18 protein-coding genes are annotated in these 18,820 nt (G+C 66.7%); 10 read left to right on the forward strand and 8 right to left on the reverse strand.

The annotated features are described in order from the left end of the window. The first annotated feature begins 111 nt into the window (after positions 1 to 111). From R5W23_RS28020 to R5W23_RS28035, 4 genes are all read left to right on the forward strand, one after another. The gene (locus R5W23_RS28020) at positions 112 to 996 is read left to right on the forward strand and encodes a PHP domain-containing protein (RefSeq protein WP_320689226.1); all 885 of its coding nucleotides are present in this window, start codon (positions 112 to 114) and stop codon (positions 994 to 996) included. A 190-nt stretch (positions 997 to 1,186) separates the two neighbouring features. Beyond that, positions 1,187 to 1,777, forward strand: coding sequence for a hypothetical protein (locus R5W23_RS28025; protein ID WP_320689227.1), 591 nt, complete (start codon positions 1,187 to 1,189; stop codon positions 1,775 to 1,777). A gap of 133 nt (positions 1,778 to 1,910) precedes the next feature. After that, positions 1,911 to 2,315, forward strand: coding sequence for a hypothetical protein (locus R5W23_RS28030; protein ID WP_320689228.1), 405 nt, complete (start codon positions 1,911 to 1,913; stop codon positions 2,313 to 2,315). A 200-nt stretch (positions 2,316 to 2,515) separates the two neighbouring features. Then, positions 2,516 to 2,920, forward strand: coding sequence for an FHA domain-containing protein (locus R5W23_RS28035; RefSeq protein ID WP_261186496.1), 405 nt, complete (start codon positions 2,516 to 2,518; stop codon positions 2,918 to 2,920). Positions 2,921 to 3,001: 81 nt separating this feature from the next. Here the strand turns inward: R5W23_RS28035 and R5W23_RS28040 are convergent, their stop codons facing one another. Together R5W23_RS28040 and R5W23_RS28045 are read right to left on the reverse strand one after the other, a co-directional pair. Further along, positions 3,002 to 4,081, reverse strand: a complete 1,080-nt coding sequence (locus R5W23_RS28040; RefSeq protein WP_320689230.1) for a M24 family metallopeptidase — start codon at positions 4,079 to 4,081, stop codon at positions 3,002 to 3,004. A 96-nt stretch (positions 4,082 to 4,177) separates the two neighbouring features. After that, a complete protein-coding gene (locus tag R5W23_RS28045; RefSeq protein WP_320689232.1) occupies positions 4,178 to 4,789 on the reverse strand; it encodes a phospholipid scramblase-related protein in 612 nt (203 codons plus the stop codon). A gap of 103 nt (positions 4,790 to 4,892) precedes the next feature. Between R5W23_RS28045 and ubiE the strand changes: the two genes are divergently transcribed. From ubiE to R5W23_RS28070, 5 genes are all read left to right on the forward strand, one after another. Further along, a complete protein-coding gene (ubiE, locus tag R5W23_RS28050) occupies positions 4,893 to 5,636 on the forward strand; it encodes a bifunctional demethylmenaquinone methyltransferase/2-methoxy-6-polyprenyl-1,4-benzoquinol methylase UbiE (protein ID WP_261186493.1) in 744 nt (247 codons plus the stop codon). A 113-nt stretch (positions 5,637 to 5,749) separates the two neighbouring features. Beyond that, positions 5,750 to 6,775: a uroporphyrinogen decarboxylase family protein gene (locus R5W23_RS28055; protein ID WP_320689233.1), complete on the forward strand. Its 1,026-nt coding sequence runs from the start codon at positions 5,750 to 5,752 to the stop codon at positions 6,773 to 6,775. A gap of 97 nt (positions 6,776 to 6,872) precedes the next feature. Continuing rightward, a complete protein-coding gene (locus R5W23_RS28060) occupies positions 6,873 to 8,432 on the forward strand; it encodes a S1C family serine protease (RefSeq protein WP_320689234.1) in 1,560 nt (519 codons plus the stop codon). After that, positions 8,429 to 9,241: a sugar phosphate isomerase/epimerase family protein gene (locus R5W23_RS28065; RefSeq protein ID WP_320689235.1), complete on the forward strand. Its 813-nt coding sequence runs from the start codon at positions 8,429 to 8,431 to the stop codon at positions 9,239 to 9,241. Before R5W23_RS28060 ends, R5W23_RS28065 begins: the two co-directional genes overlap by 4 nt. 122 nt (positions 9,242 to 9,363) lie before the next feature. Continuing rightward, positions 9,364 to 10,758: a neutral/alkaline non-lysosomal ceramidase N-terminal domain-containing protein gene (locus tag R5W23_RS28070; protein ID WP_320689236.1), complete on the forward strand. Its 1,395-nt coding sequence runs from the start codon at positions 9,364 to 9,366 to the stop codon at positions 10,756 to 10,758. A 169-nt stretch (positions 10,759 to 10,927) separates the two neighbouring features. Here the strand turns inward: R5W23_RS28070 and R5W23_RS28075 are convergent, their stop codons facing one another. The 6 genes from R5W23_RS28075 to R5W23_RS28100 all read right to left on the reverse strand — a co-directional run bounded on the left by R5W23_RS28075 (position 10,928) and on the right by R5W23_RS28100 (position 16,228). Continuing rightward, the gene (locus tag R5W23_RS28075) at positions 10,928 to 11,245 is read right to left on the reverse strand and encodes a hypothetical protein (protein ID WP_320689237.1); all 318 of its coding nucleotides are present in this window, start codon (positions 11,243 to 11,245) and stop codon (positions 10,928 to 10,930) included. Positions 11,246 to 11,682: 437 nt separating this feature from the next. After that, positions 11,683 to 11,958, reverse strand: a complete 276-nt coding sequence (locus R5W23_RS28080; protein ID WP_320689238.1) for a hypothetical protein — start codon at positions 11,956 to 11,958, stop codon at positions 11,683 to 11,685. A 65-nt stretch (positions 11,959 to 12,023) separates the two neighbouring features. After that, entirely contained in the window at positions 12,024 to 13,193 is a 1,170-nt protein-coding gene (truD, locus tag R5W23_RS28085) for a tRNA pseudouridine(13) synthase TruD (RefSeq protein ID WP_320689239.1), read from the reverse strand. Positions 13,194 to 13,234: 41 nt separating this feature from the next. Further along, positions 13,235 to 14,002 (reverse strand): thioesterase domain-containing protein, encoded by a 768-nt coding sequence (locus R5W23_RS28090; RefSeq protein WP_320689240.1) that lies wholly within the window; start codon positions 14,000 to 14,002, stop codon positions 13,235 to 13,237. Positions 14,003 to 14,162: 160 nt separating this feature from the next. Further along, positions 14,163 to 15,188 carry a Gfo/Idh/MocA family protein gene (locus R5W23_RS28095; RefSeq protein WP_320689241.1) on the reverse strand — a complete coding sequence of 342 codons (1,026 nt, stop codon included), beginning with the start codon at positions 15,186 to 15,188 and terminating at the stop codon, positions 14,163 to 14,165. 158 nt (positions 15,189 to 15,346) lie between these two features. Further along, positions 15,347 to 16,228, reverse strand: coding sequence for a LysR family transcriptional regulator (locus R5W23_RS28100; RefSeq protein WP_407936171.1), 882 nt, complete (start codon positions 16,226 to 16,228; stop codon positions 15,347 to 15,349). Between the two features lie 175 nt (positions 16,229 to 16,403). Here R5W23_RS28100 and katG point away from each other — a divergent pair, with 175 nt between their 5' ends. Further along, complete coding sequence (gene katG, locus R5W23_RS28105) at positions 16,404 to 18,794, forward strand: catalase/peroxidase HPI (protein ID WP_320689243.1); 2,391 nt, start codon at positions 16,404 to 16,406, stop codon at positions 18,792 to 18,794. The last annotated feature ends 26 nt before the right edge of the window (positions 18,795 to 18,820 follow it).

Genomic DNA, 18,820 nt, shown 5'->3' on the forward strand with positions numbered 1-18,820 from the left:
GTCCGTAGTGTGATGAAGGGTTAAGCCGCAAGGACCGGCGCGAACGCGATCCGGTGCTTTTGGCCCCCCCTGCCACCGCCGTTCCCCGCGGCAACAGGTCAATCGAGCACCATGCCGCGCACATCCGCTTACACCACCGCCGCGAGCCGACTCGCGCACCTGACTGCTCCGGCTAGTGCGGACCTGCACACCCACACCACGGCGAGCGACGGCGACTTCACCCCGTCGCAAGTCGTTGCTCTCGCACGCCAGGCCCGGCTCGCCGCTGTCGCGATCACCGACCACGACACGCTCGCCGGAGTTCCCGAGGCCCAGCGCGCGGCCGCCGGAGCGATCGAAGTCGTCCCGGGGGTTGAAATTAGCACTTCGTTCGGCGGCCGGGAGTTCCACCTGCTCGGGTACTTCGTGCGCCTCGAACACGCGGAACTGGGGGCCGCGCTCGCGCGGGTCCGCGAGGGGCGCCGTGAACGCTTTCGCGCCTTGGTCGCTCTGGTCCAGGCGCGCGGGGCGAGCATCCCGGACGACCGCGCCCGGCTCACCGAAATTGCCGCCGACAGCCTCGGCCGGCGCCACGTCGCGGATCTGGTGATCGCCGCGGGAGCGGCGCGGACTCGTAACGAGGCGCTCCAGCGGTTCGTTCATCCCGTCCTCAAACAGGCGCCGCCGAAAGTACTGCTCCCGATCGAGGAAGCTGTTGCGCAGATTCACGCGGCCGGCGGGGTTGCATCGCTTGCGCACCCGCCGGTAGACCTGACCGACGAACAGGTCGTGGTCCTCAAGGGCTACGGGCTCGGCGCACTCGAGGCCGTCTACCCGTGGGCGCGCCGCGCTCCCGAAGTGCGGTTCCGCGCGACCGCCGCCGCACACGGTTTGGCGGTGAGCGGTGGGAGCGACTGCCACGGCCCCGCCCCAGCACACCGCCGGGTCGGAACGTGTGCGATCACGGCCGCCGAGTTCGCCGCGCTGCGCGGCCGTGCGGAATGCGCCGCTCACTGACGCCGCGCCCTGTTCCGCAAGCCGTTCGGGATGTTCCCGTCGCGCCGCCGCGGGCGCGATTTTCCGCTCCGCGATGGACACTCTTTCGTTGGCGTGGTTCGGGTCCGCGCGGGATGTTTGCTCGTGCCCGCGGCTACGGACGGGGACGGGCCTCGGCCCGCGGCGGGCCGCACCGCAAGGATTCGCGCCGATGAGACGCCTTTCGACCGCCGCCCTGCTGGCGGTGCCGTTGCTCTTCCTGGTCACCCCGCAGACGGCCAGCGCCAACCCGCCCTACAACGGGTTCGGCTGCGGCGACCACTGCCTCGGGATGTTCCGGAAGATCCACCAGCACGGCCCGCTGTTCAACTACGGCCCGTACTACGGCTACTACCCGTTCGCGCCGTACGGTCCCTGGGACCAGTACCTGCGCTACGATCCGAACTTCTACGGCGAGTCGGGAATGTACGGCCGTGGGCCGGGGCCGTTCGGCCGGTACGGACAGCTTCATTTGGGCGGGCACAAGAGCGGGTGCTCGTCGTGCGGGTTCTGGCACGCGTCGTGGTTGCAAGGCGGCTGGTTCAAGGGGCACACGTGGTTGTCCGGCAGCCGGCACGGGCACACGGCCCCGGCGTGCTCGTCGTGCGGTGGTGTTGCGAGTGCCACGCCCGCCCCGCACACCGGTGACGCGCTGGCCCGCTACTCGGGGTTCGGCTCAGCGGCGCAATCGGCCGTGTTCTACGGCTCGACCCCGACCCTGAACCCGGTGCTTGATCTGATCCCCGTGTCTGGTACGAAGTGACCCCGTACACCCCCGATCGCGTCAAACGCGATCGGTTCACCCCGAGCGCACGGCAAACGTGCGTTGGGGAGGTTAATGTTCGCCCGGTGCTACTCAGGAAGCTGCACGATTCCCCAAGGAAAGGACCATCGCGATGAAACTGCTCCGTTCGTTCGTGATCGCCGCGAGCGTCGCGCTTGCGCTGGCTGCTACCGCGAGCCTCGCCCCTGCGGGCGATAAGCCGTGTCATGGCTGCGGCCACACCGGTCTGGCTCGGTTTAGTGGTCTGGGCGGCGGGCTGGGCGGGGTGCCCCCGCGGACGGTGTTCGGCGGCGGCCACAAGAACCTGCCCACGTTCCAGGCCGCCCCGTGGTACAACTACTGGCCCTACGACGCCCACTTCCTGACCCCGGCCCCGGTTGGTGGTGCCTTCTACGGCCCGCCGGCGACTGGCAACTTCCCGGTTAACCCGTACTTCCCCGCGGCCGGCTACGGCCCGTCGGGCTACGGGTTTGCCCCGGCGGCGCCGGCGTTGCCCCAGGCGATGCCGGGCAAGTAACGCGCTGACCGCTGACCCTCTCGCTGCCGCCGTTCGTTTCGGATATCCGAAATGAACGGCGGCGGCGTTTGTACGGACGGGAGAACCACGCGCGGGGACTGGCATTCGGGCCGGAAGTGATTTAGGATGCATTGGTTCGGGTGCGGCCTTCGCCGCGCATTTGTCTGTACTTTTTCCATCATTTCTTAGTGAGGCGGGCCATGACGAAGGGCCAGCTCGGTGAACTCGTTCCGGTGGGCGGCGGCGACGCGATTCCGCTCGTCAGTGAAGTGATGACCATCGGTCGGCGCGAATCGTGCGACATCTGCCTGAAGTTCCAGAACATTTCCGGCACGCACTGCGAGCTGTCCCTGCGCGACGGTGTATGGTTCCTCCGCGACCTGAACAGCACCAACGGGGTGAAGGTGAACGGAACCCGCACCCTGCGGGCGCCGCTGCGCCCGGGGACCGAGATCGACATTGCGAAACACAAATACGTGATCCAATACGAACTCGGCCCCGATGTGAAGTTGGACGACGTGTTCGCGGAAGAAGAGGGGAACGTGTTCGGCCAGTCGCTCCTCGAAAAGGCCGGCCTCCAGAGGCCGAAGAACGATCGGAGATAGCTCCGTTTAGAAGTCGTAAAGTCAAATGGCAGGTGGTTTTGCCTTTCGCCTTTACGACTTTCGACCGGACGACTTTACGACTCACGAAAGAGCGATCCGGTGGTTGCTGAGCTGTTCGGCGCCTTGTTCCGTTACCAAATAATTGTGCTCGATCCGCAACCCGCCGATTCCGTCAACGTACAGCCCGGGTTCGAGCGTCACCACGTCGCCAGCGATTAGCGTTTCGGTCGAGTGGCGCACGATGAACGGCGGCTCCGGGTGTGAAATGCCCAACCCGTGCCCGCCGTGGGTGGTAAAGAACTCCGCCATCCCCGCCGCCGCGAAAACGGCCCTCATGGCGTCGTACACGTGCTGGCACGTTACGCCGGCCTTCAGTTCCTTTGCTCCCGCCGCGATCGCCGCCAAGCTCAGGTCCATCAACCGTTGCTGATCGGCGGTCGGCTGACCGCCCACGCAGATCGTGTTGGTAAAGTCGCTCCGGTACCCCTGGACGATGACGGAGTAGTCGAGGATGAACAGCTCGCCCGCTTCGAGCACGTGCGGGGTGGGCGGGCCGCCGCGCTTCTTACTTCCGGGCGAGACGGTGAAGTCGCCGTACACGGTCGTGAACTGCCCGAGCGACGCGTATGCCGCTGCGGCAACTCCCGCGTATGCGGCCAGTTCGGTTATGCCGGGTTTAATGTTGGCGAGCCCCCAGGCGTGCCCGGCGTCGGACGCCTTCATGCACGTCTTGAGGAGTTCGACCTCGTCCGGGTCCTTCGCCCGGCGCAGCTCGGAAACGAGCTTAATGACCTGCGGTCCGATGGGGTCGGCGATGCTGTCGTGGACGCGCCCGCCGTTCGCCTCCAGCGCGGGCCGAAGGACCAACCGCCGCGGGGCGAGTTCGGGCTCCTGGCCGGTGTACCACGGGAGCTTTTCGACGGCGTCCGCGTGGGCCTTCGCAACACCGCCCGGCAGTTTGGCGTCGTGGTAAAGGGTGGCGTGCCCGTCCGAGTTGATCACCAGCAGCCCGCCGAAGTCGGCGCTGGAGCTGATCGCGTCCACATAAAAGTTCGCGAAGTACCGCAGGTGCAGCGGGTCCGCGAGGACGACCGGGTGGGACGGCGGGAGCCGGTCGAGAAATCGCTGCCGTCGCGCCCGGCAACCTTCCGCGGTGAGCATGGGACACCTGTTTTGTAGGGTGGGACAAGGCCTCGCGGGCCGGTGAGGACCGCGCGGGGCCTTGTCCCACCCTACAAAACGTGGCCCCGGCCGGCGCTACTCGTCGTCGCTCTCGCCGCCCCCCGAGGCCCCGCCGCTGGTGCTCATGAGCGAGTCGATGGCCACCGCCGCCCCGAGGATCAGCATCTTCGCCTTCGGGTCGTCCTCGAACGCCGGCTCGATCTGCACCGCGTAGGTGTCGGCGGAGGTAAACAGCTCCTTCGCCATCCCGGCCCACTTTTTCGACACCTTGCCCATCTCGGTCTTGCCGTCCGGTTGGAAGAACGTGTACTCGGACTTCAGCATTTTGCCGCGGATTTCCGCGACGTGCTTGCCGCTCCCGTCGTACACCTGGAACCCGCCCGCGAGGCTGAACCGCTTGGCCTTGTACAGCCCGATCACCGTTCCCTGCGCGTCCAGCACCTCGACCTTCTTGAAAATCGTCCCGCCCCGGCGCACGGTGAACACCAGTGAGTCGTCCGGCTTCTCGCGGAACTCGATCTTCGTGGCGGGCGGCCCGAGCACCATGCCCACGAGCTTCGCCAGCGCCGTGGTCGATTGCTCCGCCGTTCCGACCAGTTTGCCGCTCTCGTCGAGGATCTCGAACGAGGCGCGGGACGAGAGCAGTTTCGCCTTCTGCTTGACGATGAGCGTGTTCAGTTCGAGCACAGGGCGGTCCTCGGGGCGGGAATAGAGTTAACACGCGGGCCGGACACCGGTTGAGGTTATACACCAGCGCACTAGTGGCCACCAGCTATTTGGGACCCCCTCCGTGTCTTCACAACTGCTCGACAAGCGTGAGGTCCGCATCCGCCGGATGTTCGACCAGATCGCGCACTCCTACGACCTCCTGAACCACCTCCTGAGCCTGAACATCGACCGCGCGTGGCGGAACAAGACGGCGAAACTCGTTCCAGCCGGGCCGCCGGAGCAGGGGCCGATCCTGGACCTGTGTACGGGCACGGGCGATCTCGCGTTCACCTACGACCGCGTCACCAAGGGAGCCGTGCCGGTGGTCGGCGCGGACTTCTCGCGCGAAATGCTGACGCGGGCGGCGAAGAAGGCCGCCGCCGCGGGCGCCGGCGAGCGGGTGCGGTTCGTGGAGGCGGACGCCCAGGCCTTGCCGTTCGCGGACGGCTACTTTCAGCTCGTGACCAACGCGTTCGGGCTGCGGAACATCACCGACACCGACAAGGGGCTGGCGGAAATGGTCCGCGTCACGCGGCCCGGCGGCCGGGTGGCCGTTCTGGAGTTCTCGAAGCCGCGCAACCCGGTTCTGGGCGCGGCCTACAACGCGTACTTCCGGTATTTGCTCCCCCTGCTCGGTCAGTTCATTTCGGGGAGCCGCGAGAACGCGTACCGCTATTTGCCCGCGAGCGTGTTGACGTTCCCCGACTACGACGCTCTTGCGGAGAAGATGCGGGCCGCCGGGCTCACCGAAGTCCGGTACGAACCGTTCACGTTCGGTGTGGCGACTCTGTATGTTGGTGTGAAGCCGGGCGCGCCCGGCGCCTAGACGCCCTCCCAGCCCCTTCCCGCTTTCGGGAGGGGAAAAGACGGATGACCGCACCTTCCCCATCAACCTTCCCCTTATTGGAAGGGGCCGGGCGGGTGGGTCTGTGAGCAACCATGCCCGACGCATTCCACGACAAGCACCTTCTGATCCGTGCGGCCCGCGGTGAGCCGGTCGAGCGCGCCCCGGTGTGGGCCATGCGCCAGGCCGGACGCTGGGACCCCGAGTTCCGCAAGGTGCGGGCCGGGATGTCGTTCTTCGAGTTCTCCGAGAACGTCGAGGCGTCTACCCGCGCGTCGCTGTGCCCGCGGCGGTTCGGCGTGGACGCGATCATCCTCTTCTACGACATCACCACGCTCCCCGTCGCGATGGGGCTGCCGTTCGAACTGAAGCCCGGCGCCGGCCCGGTGCCGGACCGCCCGGTCCGCACGCTCGGCGACCTGGACCGGCTCGCGCCGAATCCGGCGCCGGAGACATACGCGCACATTCGCCAGTTGCTGAAGCGTGTCAAGGACGAGTTGCAGGGCGACCTCCCGGTGCTGGTGTTCGCGGGCGCGCCGTTCACGGTCGCGACGTACTGCATCGGCACCGGGAAGGACGTCGAAGCAACTCGCGCGTTCGTCGCCGACGCGCCCGCCGTGTGGAACGGGCTCCTGGAGCGGCTCACCGGCGCGACCGTAGGGTTCTTGCGCACGCTGATCGGCGACGGGGCCGACGCGTACCAGCTCTTCGACTCGTGGGCCGGCGCCCTGTCGCCCGCCGAGTACGACGCGTGGGCGCAGCCCCAGCACTCCGAAATCCTGGCGGGCGCGACCGGCGTCCCGCGCATCCTCTTCGTGAAGGAAGGCCCGTACCTGGGGCGCATGTGCGCGACCAACGCGGATGTCATCAGCCTGGGGAGCGTTCACGACTTGGCCGCGGCGCGGCGCGACCATCCGCACCTCGTGTTCCAGGGCAACGTCGATGAGGAGATCCTCCGCGGCGGCACGCCGGAGCAGGTGGCAGACGCGGTCCGCGCGTGCCGCCGTGCCGGCGGCGGGGCGCGCCACATCCTGAACCTCAACCACGGTGTCGATAAGGACACCCCGGTCGCGAACTTCGAGGCTTACGTGCGCGCGGCGAAGGCCCCGGCGGAGGTATGAGTTCCGCACCCGGTGGTGTGCCGATATCCGGGCGCGTCGGGGCTTACGTCGCCTGGCTGCCGCGGGTAAAACAGTGATAACTTTCCGGAGGCGGTTCATGCGATACGCCGCTCTGGCGCTCCCGCTGCTTCTCACCGCGTCGGTCGCGCTGACCGGCCAGGAACCGACGAGCGGCGAACTCCTCCGCGCCGTCGAGCGGCAGCTCCAGGCGGCCCACGCCGGCGCCGGGCCGAGCGTCGCGTGCGTGGTGGTGTCGCGCAGCGATCAGTACCCGCCGAAGCCCGGCGGTGACGCGCCCGGGCGGCTCGGCGGGTTCGACCCCAAACAGTACCTGAAAGACAACCCGCAGGCCAAGCCCGCGGTCGCGAACGCGCTCGACCTGTCGGACGTGCGGACGATCTCGGACCACGGGTTCGCGTGCGGGGTGGTCGTCGATGAGAAGGGGCTGATCCTCACCCCGTATCACGTCGTGGACGGCGCCACGAAGATTTACGTCCACCTGCCCGGGCACGCGGGCTCGTACGCCGACATCCACGCGGCTGACGCCCGCACCGATCTCGCGGTGCTCCGGCTCCTCGACCCGCCCCCGGGGCTGAGGGCCATCAAGTTCGCGGACGTGAAGTTACCCACCGATCGCGCGCGGACGACGGTCGCGCCCGGCAAACTGGCGGTGCTGATGGCGAACGCGTTCGTGCCGGGCGTCCGGCTCAACCGGCCCAGCGCCGCCCTCGGCAGCGTCACGAACGTCCACGCGTCGCTGAACCTGGCGGGCGGCAAAGAGGTCCAGCGCTCCACCAGTTACTACTACTACGGCCCGCTGCTCGAACACGACGCGAAGCTGAACGCGGGCATCAGCGGCGCGGCGCTGCTCAACCTGGACGGCGAGCTGATCGGCTTGACCACCACCGCCCCGGTGCTGAGCCAGGGCGAGAAGGCCCCGGACTACGCGCTGCCGATGGACGACCGGCTCCAGCGGATCGTCGCGGTGCTGTGCCGCGGCGAGGAGGTCGAGGCCGGGTACCTCGGCGTCCAGATCCCGAACGGCCCCGACGCCCTGCCGAACATGGCCCCGAACGGCGTGGCGCTCAGTTGGGTGCTGCCGCTCGGCCCGCTCGCCCTCGCGGGCGTCCGCGACCGCGACACCATCACGCACATCAACGGCGCCCGGATACGCCGGTACGAGGAGCTGCTGACCCACATCAGCGGCGCCCTGGCGGGCTCGAAGGTGACGATCACGACCGTCCAGGCCGGGGAGGTGACCGTGACGCTCGGCAAGCTCCAGCACGGGCAGCCGTTCATCGCCTCCGCGCGCCCGGCCGCGGTGTTCGGGCTGCGGGTCGATCACGGGAGCATGTTGGCGCAGCTCGCGCAGAACAGCGCCAACCCGCAGATCCTCTCGGAAGGTGTACCGCCCGGGGTGACGATCCAGGAGGTCGCCGCGGAGTCGCCCGCGGCGGCGGCGTTCAAGAAGATCGACGACCAGAAGCTCTCCGACGCCACGAAGCGGTGGCTCATCACGCACGTGAACGGCGCCGCGGTGGCCACGCCGCGCGAGTTCTACGCCGCCGCGAAGGACCAGAAGTCCGTGAAACTGACGCTGATCGATCCGACCGAGGCGCGGGCGGCCCGCAAGGCGCGCGAGGTGACCCTCCCATGAAGTACGCGATCTGCAACGAAACGTTCGAGGGCTGGGACCACGCCCGGGTGTGCGCCCGCGTCGCGGAGCTGGGGTACACGGGATTGGAGGTGGCCCCGTTCACGCTCGCGCCGCTCATCACCGAGGTGAGCGCCGCGCGCCGCGCCGAACTGCGGCGGCAGGCGGAGGCCGCCGGCGTCCAGATCATCGGGCTGCACTGGCTGCTCGCCAAAACTGAGGGCTTTCACCTCACCTCGTCCGACCCGGCGGTGCGCAAGCGGACCGGCGAGTACCTCGCGGAACTCGCCTACGCCGCGGCCGATCTCGGCGGCGACATCCTCGTACTCGGTTCGCCGTTCCAGCGGAACCTGCCCGACGGGATGAGCCACGCACAGGGTGAGGAGTACGCCCTCGACACGCTCCGGCACTGCCTCCCGGCACTGGAACGCAGCCGGGTGTACCTGTGCCTCGAACCGTTAACGCCGGCAGAAACGAACTTCATGACCAGCGCAGCGCAGGGCGTCGCGCTCGCGAAGCAACTCGCGCACCCGTTCGTGAAGCTGCACCTGGACGTGAAAGCGATGTCGGCCGAGGTGGCGCCGACGCCGGACGTGATCCGGGCGAACCGCGACTGGATGTACCACTTCCACGCGAACGACCCGAACAAGCGCGGCCCCGGGTTCGGCCCCACCGACTTCAAGCCGATCTTCCAGGCGCTGAAGGACGTGAGCTACACCGGCTGGGTGTCGGTGGAGGTGTTCGACTACTCCCCCGATCCCGATACGATCGCGCAGGAGAGCATCCGGTACATGCGCGCGTGCGCGGGGTGAGGCGATTTAAGGATACGGTAGCATTGCGCTACTGTTCGGGGCCTTCCTGCCCAATCCCGTTGTGCCTTCCGTAGAGGCCCTATCGCTCCTTGTGCTTGCTCTTCTTCGCACGAGAACTACTCATGCGCTTCGCCTGCACTCTCTCCGCGCTCGCCCTGTTCGCTCTCCCCTGTACGGCCGGTGAGTTCAAAGTCGGGTTCGGCGAGACCGACCTGACGCCGGAAGTCGGTGCGGGGAAGAAGTCCGTGTTCCTCGCCGGCTTCGGGCAGAACCGCAAGGCCACGACGGTTCACGACCCGATCATGGCGCGGGCGGTCGTGATGGCCGACGGCGACGAGAAGATCGCGTTCGTTTCGGTCGATGTGGTCGGGCTGTTCCTGCCCAGTGTGGAGCGGGTGCGCGAGAAGCTGACCGGGTTCAAGTACGTGCTGGTGTCTGCCACGCACAACCACGAAGGGCCGGATACGCTCGGCCTCTGGGGCGCGTCGCCGGTTCAGAGCGGGGTCGATCCCGATTACCTCAAGCGGGTCGAAGCCGGGTGCGCGGAGGCCGTGAAGGCCGCGGAGAAGACGCTCGCCGCTGCGACGGTCAAAATTGGTACGGCCGCCGACCCGGCCCTCATCAACGACAACCGCAAGCCGGTCGTGAAGCACGACGAACTGGTGGTGCTCAAGTTTTTCGAGCCGAAGACGGACAAGCCCCTGGGCGTGCTGGTGCAGTGGAACTGCCACCCCGAGGCGCTCGACTCGCGCAACACCGAGGTCACCGCGGACTTCATCTATTACACGGTGAAGCAACTCCGCGAGACGCAGAAGTGCCCCGTGGCGTACTTCACGGGCACCGTCGGCGGGCTGATGACGACGCTCAAGCTGCCGGTGAAAGACGAGAAGGGGAAGGAACTCGCCGACGGCACGTTCGAGAAGTCCGAGCGGTACGGGCGGTTGGTCGGCCAGCTTGCGGAAAAGGCGCTCAAAGGCGCCGTGCCGGTCACGCTCACCCCGTTCGACATTCGCACGCGCGAGTTGCTCGTTCCGGTCGAGAACAACATCTACCGGCTCGCGTGGTCGTTCGGAACGCTGAACCGCACGATGTACGCTTGGGATGGCACGCCGACTCCGAAGAAGTTCGTTCCGACGAAGGAAGTGGGGAAGCCGGTCGCGGTGAAAACGGAAGTCGGTTACCTGAAACTTGGCGAGTTGGAGGTCGCGGCGATCCCGGGCGAGATTTACCCCGAGTTGGTGCTGAACAAGGTCGAGAACCCGGCCGACCCCGGTGCAGACTTCCCGAACGCGGCGATCGAACCCGCCGTCTACGACCAGTTGAAGGGCAAGCACCGGATGTTGATCGGGCTGGCGAACGACGAACTGGGCTACTTCATCCCGAAGCGCCAGTGGGACGAGAAAGCCCCGTTCTGCTACGGGTTGAAGAAGGCCCAGTACGGTGAGATGAACAGCGTCGGCCCGGAAGCGGCGCCGGTCATTTGTGGCGCGTTCAAGGAACTCGCGAAGGGGAAGTGACGGAGGGGAAGGGCAGACCGGTTACCGCGTCGGAAGGCTCGTGCTTTTTCACGAGCCAAAGGCGCAGGGATAGGGCGTGAGTGTGTGAAACGTGAGCCGTCGGTACACACTTGCACGGCTTCCTCGGCTCACCAAGCGAGCTGTGTGAACTAGTGACATATTTTCACAATCAATCTGTAATAATAATTTTTAGATATTTTTGTATCTTTAGGGAAGCTAATAGAATCAGAACTGGCAGAACTGCACATGACGCAAGTGAAAGAAAAACGAACACGATCAGGGCATGCACATTTTCGGAACGCCGGGGCTGTTCCGGCTCCTTCGGACGAACTCGTATGGTCGCAACTATCAGAGGAAGCATCGTACCGTAGCCACCCGCCAGTGTTAACAGGTAAATGTTGTAACCCGTGAAATAGCCAAACACAGCCCCCAGCGCACTGCCCAGCAGAGCTACGAGGAATAGCGGCATCGCTTCAAACACGGTCATGCTCACGTACCTGTAGGTTTACGTCACTTGGGGTCGCCGAGCGAAATGTGCGGGCTCGTGACGTTTGTTCATTTTTGGCATAGCGTATCACAAATGCGGGATACTCGATGACGTTCCAGTTAAATCGTCTACATGAACGACTAAACAATCTGGGAGCCCAATCCACTTATTTTCCTCGGTGGATTTGCAGAAATTAAAATACACTCTCCAAACCGGAGGGTTGTCCTTATCATCGAACTCGCTGCCGTCGAGAAGGCAAGGATAGACCCCCAGGCGCTTAACGTATTCGGCTGCGATTCCCTCAACATCTTCCTGCCTCATTTTACTCATCGCTCCTGCTCCTCCCTCCGAGTCATTGATGGACGATTTTACGCGTCTGCACGTTTGTGTCGCTTCGGGTGGGCAAAGATAATCATAAACCTACAAGTGTAATTCGTTCATTTGCGAGCTGCCAAAATGCAGGTTGCACCTAACAGTCCGATCAGCACGAGTAAGCAACCCGTCTCTATTAAGCTATCACGCAGGAAGACTCTCGAAATAATCAGCACCGCGACGCCCATTCCAAGACTGCCCCCAAAGAGTTGCCACTGCCTTCCGTCGCCCACCAAACCACCGAGGTACGCACCCGCACCGATGAGGGCGATAATCACCATCCAGTCGCCGGTCATGATGATAGCTATGAGAACGCGATCACGCCGCGACAGCCGACGCATCGATTGCCTCCCACCCTCACTGTTGCCGGAACTTCCATGAAAGTGACGCGGACTTACGCCCCAACTCATTGCATCGGCGTGACCCGCTTCACCAGCATCGTGGCGTAGCTGCCGCGCGGCAGGTCGAAGCTCAGCACGAGCTTCCGCCGGCCCTTGTTCAGTTCGTCGGCGTCGGCGGTGTGATTCAGGTTCTCGGGTCGCACGCACGCCGGGCGGTCGCCCTTCGAGAAGAACGGCTTCTGCATCCCTTTTACCTTCAACTCCGCGAGCGTGAGGCCCTCGCCCTTTAGCATCTCCTCCACGGTCGGGAGCCACGGCGCGTCCGGTTCGGGCTTCACACGCGCGGAGGGGAGCGGCAGTGTCAGCGATTCCCATGCGGCGCGGTTCTCGTCGGGTAACCGCACCGGCGCCGGTACGGTGCCGAGCTTCAGTTCCACACTCGTTAGGTTGGCGGGGCCGAGTGTGGTGGTCAGCCACGCGGCCAGCATCTTGTTCCACAGGTAGCTCTGGTACGCCGAGAGGTACAGACCCTGAAGCTCGGGACGCAGACGCGCCACCGCGCCCTTGAAGTCGGTCGGGTGGGCGGCGAGGTAGCTCACGAGGCTGCGGGCGTGGCCCTTCGGGAGCTTCGCCTGACACTCGGGCCATTTGCCCCACAGTTCCGTGAGTGTCGCCTTTTCGCGTTTGGCGTCGGCCCGGTCGTGCTCGTAGGGTGCGGCGAGCGCCAGCCACAGCGCCCGCTCGAACCGCCCGAACACCATTTCCTTCGCAACGAACTCCTGCTGCTCGCCGACCGATCCGAACCGCTGGTCGTCGAAGTAGTTCGGCACCCCGGCGTCGGCGACTTCGCGCAACGCCGCTTCGGCGTGCGACACTCCGGCGGTGTTCAGCGAGCGGAGGGTGACCGTGAACCGGTTCGCGCGGATCTCCTGCGCGGTGAACGGCTCGACGCACTGGCCGAGGTAGGTGACCGTGACCCGCTCGTGCGTCAGGTTCCGCTTCGGGCCGCGGAAGATGGTGAGGTGCTGCGACGTGACCGCGTGCCGGTCCTTGAGCCCGCCGTAGCTCAGCCGGCGGTGATCGACCTGCCAGCGGCGCCGGAGCGCGGCGAGCGCGTCGGGGGTGGTCCAGCCGGTCTTGTCAAGCCGGTAAAGGGCGAAGTCGCCGGCGTCGCCGGCGACCACATCGGTCCGTTCTTCGACCCGGAAGTCCTGGGGCTGCTGCTTGAGCTTCATCCGCTCATTGAAGCACGCGAGGGTGGCTCAGGCGAGGGCATTCAGCGCTTCGTGGCCACCGGAACGGGGGGCGTTGCGGCCACCGCGGGCGGCTTCGCGACTGGACGCGCGGCCGCCTGGGTACCGATCGAGCGCGTCGGGCCGGCGCGGTCGGTGAGGAAGTCCCATTCGGGCGGGGTGCCCGGCACGGGCACCTCTTCGACCTCGGGCTCGCAGTGCCGCTCGGCGACGTTTCGCAACAGGTCCGCGACCGCCGTGACGGTCGTCGGGTGCGCCGGCAGGGTGAAGTGCGTGGCGTCCGGAACGACTACCCGCGCCGAGTGCGGGACACGATCAGTCCCCATGCCGTTCGTGATGAGGAGCGTGTGAACCCCGCACGGCTCGGGCGTGCAGCCCTTCGGGTCGAGCAGCACGACGGCATCGACCGCCGCACCCTTTGCGGTCAGGTCGCGGGCGAGCGAGAGCGCGACGCCGGCGCCGTAGTCGTAGCCCAGGAGGACGAACCGCGCGTCGGGGTCGTTCTGGCGGATGCACTCGATCTCGCTCTTCACCCACCACGCGAGGTAGAGTTCACCAATCCCTACCTTCGCGAACCCGTTCTCACCGAGCCGCAACCTCAGCGCGTTCAGGCCGGTGTTGGTGGACGGCGTGAGCCCGTGCACCATGAACAGGTGAACGCGGTTCCGGCACGGGGTCGGCAGGTCGCACTGCACCCCGTTTTCGAGAGCCTTCTCATAGCCCTTGTGACACGGTATCGTGCAGCCCGCGAGAGCGAGTGCGGTCGCCAGAAGCCCACAGCTTAACCACATTCGCTCGCTCATCGGCGGCCCTCGCTCTTACCCGGCTGGTCCTGCCAACTCAAATCGGCAGAACCCAGCAGACTGCGAGAACCGTTGCAGCTTACCAGCGCGCATTTCCCAGCAACCAGTAACGGGTGTTCCAGTTGCAGAAGATGGGCGCTCTGGGCGGCTAGCTGATGGCTACTGGCTTACCCGTCTTCACAGATTCGATTTCGCGGTGACACAGCACGAGCGCGTCACGCGCCAGTTGCCCGCTCAGCAGCGCCGGCTCCCGGCCCGACGCGACCCCGCCGACCGCGGTCTGTAGCTCGTCCGTGAACGCCGAGAGCGCGTCGCCCCCGCCGGGGAGCGCGGGGTGCTCGGACTTCCCGTCCGCGGTCAGGAGCGTCATCGGCACCCCGCCCGAGTCGAACAGCAGCGTTGCCTTCTCCAGGTAGATTTCGTAGCCGTGGGCGAACGGCCGCCCGGGCATCGACACGGCGCCGCTCGAGCACGTCACCGCGGGGCCGCCGGGGCCGTAGAGGTACGAGGTGGTGAGGTACGAAACCGCGCCGCTTTCGACCGTGCCGGCCGAGAACACGTGCTTGGGGACCCCGCACACCAACCCGATGAAGTGGGTGTCGTGGATGTGCAGATCGACCGCCGGGCCGCCGGTCTTCGCGGCGTCGCCGATGTCCGACGACCAGTCCGGTTTCGCGATCACCCGCTTGAAGTGCGCCGCGACCACCTTTCCATATTTGCCGCCGGCGATCAGCTCGGCGGCGTATTTGAACTCGTGGAAGAACGGCAGCACGTGCGCCACCATCAGCAGCTTCCCGGCGCTCTTGGCAGCGGCGACCATCGCGTCGGCGTCCTCGGGCGAAAGGGCGATCGCCTTTTCGACCAGGACGTGTTTGCCGGCCTTGAGTGCGGCGAGCGCGAGCGGCGTGTGCTGGTCCGTGACGGTGCAGATGTCGATCAGATCGATTTCGGGGTCCGCGAGGAGTTCGCTCACCTCCGCGTAGGCCTTAACGCCGGTGAGGTCCACCTGGCCGGGTTCGGGGCCGAAGTTGCCGCGGGTGTTGTGCCAGTCGCCGGCGCGCTTCGCGGCGTCGCGGCTGCAAATCGCGGTCACCTTCGCGCCGGTGAGGCGCTGGCTGGCGAGGAAGTGAATCCGGCCCATGAACCCGATGCCGACAATTCCGATTCGCACCATGTGCGCGTGCCCCCTGGTTTTCTCAGCCCGCGCCTTCGGTCCGTGCTCGCATTGGGAAACGAGCGCGGGCTGCCGCGGCTTCGGGCTTAAGGACTTTCTGGGCCTGTCTTACGAGTTGCTCGCGCTTCCGCCCGGCGCCGGTGGCGCGGGCGGCGTCTTCAACTCGCCGCTCGTAAGCCGCGGAGGTGCTCGGCGAACTTTCGGACGATCTGGCTGTGGTAGCGGTAGGGGTTCGTAATCATTGCGACGGTTCGCGTGGGCGGCGGTCCGCTGAGCGAGCGGTACACCCGCGCGGGGTTGGTGTCACGCGCTCGGGCCATGTCCGGGATCAGGCTCACGCCGTGCCCCAAAGCGACCAGCTCTTGCACCATCGAGAGCTGACTGGTCCGCTCCACCGAAACGGGGTGAAACGAGTGCTGCCGGCAGAACGACACCACGTTGTCCGAAAGGCAGTGCGCCTCGCCCAGCAGCACGAACGGCAGCTCCGCAATGTCCGCCAAGCACACGGACGGCTTCGCGGCGAGCGGGTGCTCGCGGCCGGTCACCAGTAGCAGTTCCTCTTCAAAGAGCGGTTCCACCTCCACGTACTTCGTGCCGATCGGCAGCGCCCCGATGGCGATGTCGACCTCGCCGTCGGTGACCTTCTTGAGCAGCGCCTCGGTCGTGTCCTCGAGTACGATCAACTGGGCCTGCGGGAACAGGCGGTGGAAGGACCGCAGGCACTCCGGCAGAAAATACGGGGCGATCGTCGGGATCGCCGCGACCCGGACCTTGCCGGACCGGCCGTTGTCGGCGATCTCGGCCGTTACATCGTCCAGCATCGTCAGCACGATTCGGGCGCGGTCGAGCAGCAGCCGGCCCGCATCGGTGAGCGCCACCTTTCGCGACTGGCGCTCGAAAATGGGCTGGCCGAGTTCCTCTTCCAGCCGCGCAACGGATCGGCTCAGCGCGGACTGGGACAGCCCGGCCAGTTCGGCCGCCCGGGTAAAATTTTCCTGCTCGGCCACTTTCACTAAATGCCGCAGTTGCTCCAGTTCCACGTCGCTCACCCTTCCTGGTAGCCATGCGTTCGACGCATCGTAGGCATCCTTTCTATGCATTGGAAGCTGCGTTCGCCGACCGTTATTATCTCAATCGGGCGGGTGTGCGGCGGTTCGGTGACCGGTTCGGTCCCCCGCGCACGGCCCGCGCCTCTCCCTCAACTGGAGGACCGCGATGACCGACCGCACGCCGTCTCATCTGTCCCGCCTGGGGGCGGGACTGGCGGCCCTGGGCTTTTTGGTGTCGGCGCCGGCTCAGGCCCAACCCGCCTCCGGGCACGCGCCCGCCGGCCCCGCCGGGGCCAAGTGCCCGGTGACCGGCTTCACCCTGTCCGGGCAACCGCAGCCGGAGGCGAAACCGGAGCCGACCCCGCCGGCCGCCGGGGCCGCCCCGTACACGAACCGGGAGTGGTGGCCGAACCAGTTGAACCTCAAGGTGCTGCACCAGAACGCCCCCGCGGGCAACCCGATGGGGCCGGCGTTCAACTACGCCGAGGAGTTCAAGAAGCTCGACCTGGACGCGCTCAAGAAGGACGTGCTCAAGGCGATGCGGACCTCACAGGACTGGTGGCCGGCCGACTACGGGCACTACGGCCCGTTCTTCATCCGCATGGCGTGGCACAGCGCGGGGACGTACCGCACCGGCGACGGCCGCGGCGGCGCCCGGTACGGCACCCAGCGGTTCGCGCCGCTGAACAGTTGGCCCGACAACGCCAACCTGGATAAGGCCCGCCGGCTGCTGTGGCCGGTGAAGCAGAAGTACGGCAACAAGGTCTCGTGGGCCGACCTGATGGTGTTCGCCGGCACCTGGGCCATCGAGGACATGGGCCTCAAGCCGTTCGGGTTCGCGGGCGGCCGGGAGGACGTGTGGGAGCCGCAGGACGACATCTACTGGGGGCCGGAGGGCAAGTGGCTGGACGACAAGCGATACACCGGCGACCGGCAGTTGCAGAAGCCGCTGGCCGCGGTGCAGATGGGCCTGATCTACGTGAACCCCGAAGGCCCGAACGGCAAGCCGGACCCGCTGGCCGCGGCCCGCGACATCCGGGAGACGTTCGGCCGCATGGGCATGAACGACGAGGAGACGGTGGCGCTGATCGCCGGCGGGCACACCTTCGGCAAGGCGCACGGGGCGGCCCCCCCGGATAAGAACGTCGGCCCCGAGCCGGAGGCCGCCCCCCTCGAAGCGCAGGGGCTCGGCTGGCTCAACAAGCACGGCAAGGGCCGCGGCGGCGACACCATCACCAGCGGGCTCGAAGGCGCCTGGACCATGACCCCCACGAAGTGGTCTAACGGCTACTTCGACAACCTGTTCGGGTACGAGTGGGAGCTGACGAAGAGCCCCGCCGGCGCGTTCCAGTGGACCCCCAAGGACCCGGCCGCCAAGGGCCTCGTGCCCGACGCGCACGACAAGACCAAGACGCACGCCCCGATCATGTTCACGACCGACCTGGCGCTCCGCACCGACCCCGCCTACGCGAAGATCTCCAAGCGGTTCCACGAGAACCCGGCCCAGTTCGCCGAGGCGTTCGCGAAGGCGTGGTACAAGCTGACGCACCGCGACATGGGGCCGGTCACCCGCCTGCTCGGGCCGGGCGTGCCGAAGGCGCAGCTCTGGCAGGACCCGGTGCCCGCCGTCGATCACCCGCTGATCGACGAGAAGGACGCGGCCGATCTGAAGGCCAAGATCCTGGCGTCGGGGCTGACCCCGCGCCAGTTGGTGTCCGCCGCGTGGGCGTCGGCCTCCACGTTCCGCGGCACCGACTGCCGCGGCGGCGCGAACGGGGCGCGTGTCCGCCTCGCCCCGCAGAACGGTTGGGCCGTGAACGAGCCGGAGGAACTGGCCCAGGTGCTCCAGAAGCTCGAACAGGTGCAGAAGGAGTTCAACCAGGCGCTGACGGGCGGCAAAAAGGTGTCGCTGGCCGACGTAATTGTGCTCGGCGGGTGCGCGGGCGTCGAGGCCGCGGCGAAGAAGGCCGGCCACGAGGTGCGGGTGCCGTTCAGCCCCGGGCGCACCGACGCGACCCAGGAGACGACCGACGCCGCCGCGTTCGCCGTGCTCGAGCCGACCGCGGACGGGTTCCGCAACTACCTCGGCGGCAAGCACGACCGGCCGGCCGAAGAGCTGCTGATCGATCGGGCGCAGCGGCTCAAGCTGTCCGCCCCGGAAATGACCGTGCTCGTCGGCGGGCTGCGGGTGCTGAACGTCAACACCGGCCGGTCCAAACTGGGCGTGCTGACGAGCCGTCCGGAGTCCCTGTCGAACGACTTCTTCGTCCACCTGCTCGACATGGGCACGGAGTGGCGCAAGTCGGCGAAGGACGATCAGGTGTTCGAGGGCGTCGACCGGAAGACCGGACAGGTGAAATGGACCGGGAGCCGGGTCGACCTCGTGTTCGGCTCGAACTCGCAGCTCCGGGCCATCGCCGAGGTGTACGCCAGCGACGACGCCCAGAAGAAGTTCGTCACCGATTTCGTAGCCGCCTGGACCAAGGTGATGAACCTGGACCGCTTCGACCTGGACGCGGCCTACCGCAGCTCCGCCAAGCCCGCAGGGGCGCGGTAAAAACAGATCGGGCTTCAGACCTCACC

Source organism: Gemmata algarum, from assembly GCF_034097035.1.
Taxonomy (GTDB): Bacteria; Planctomycetota; Planctomycetia; order Gemmatales; family Gemmataceae; genus Gemmata; species Gemmata algarum.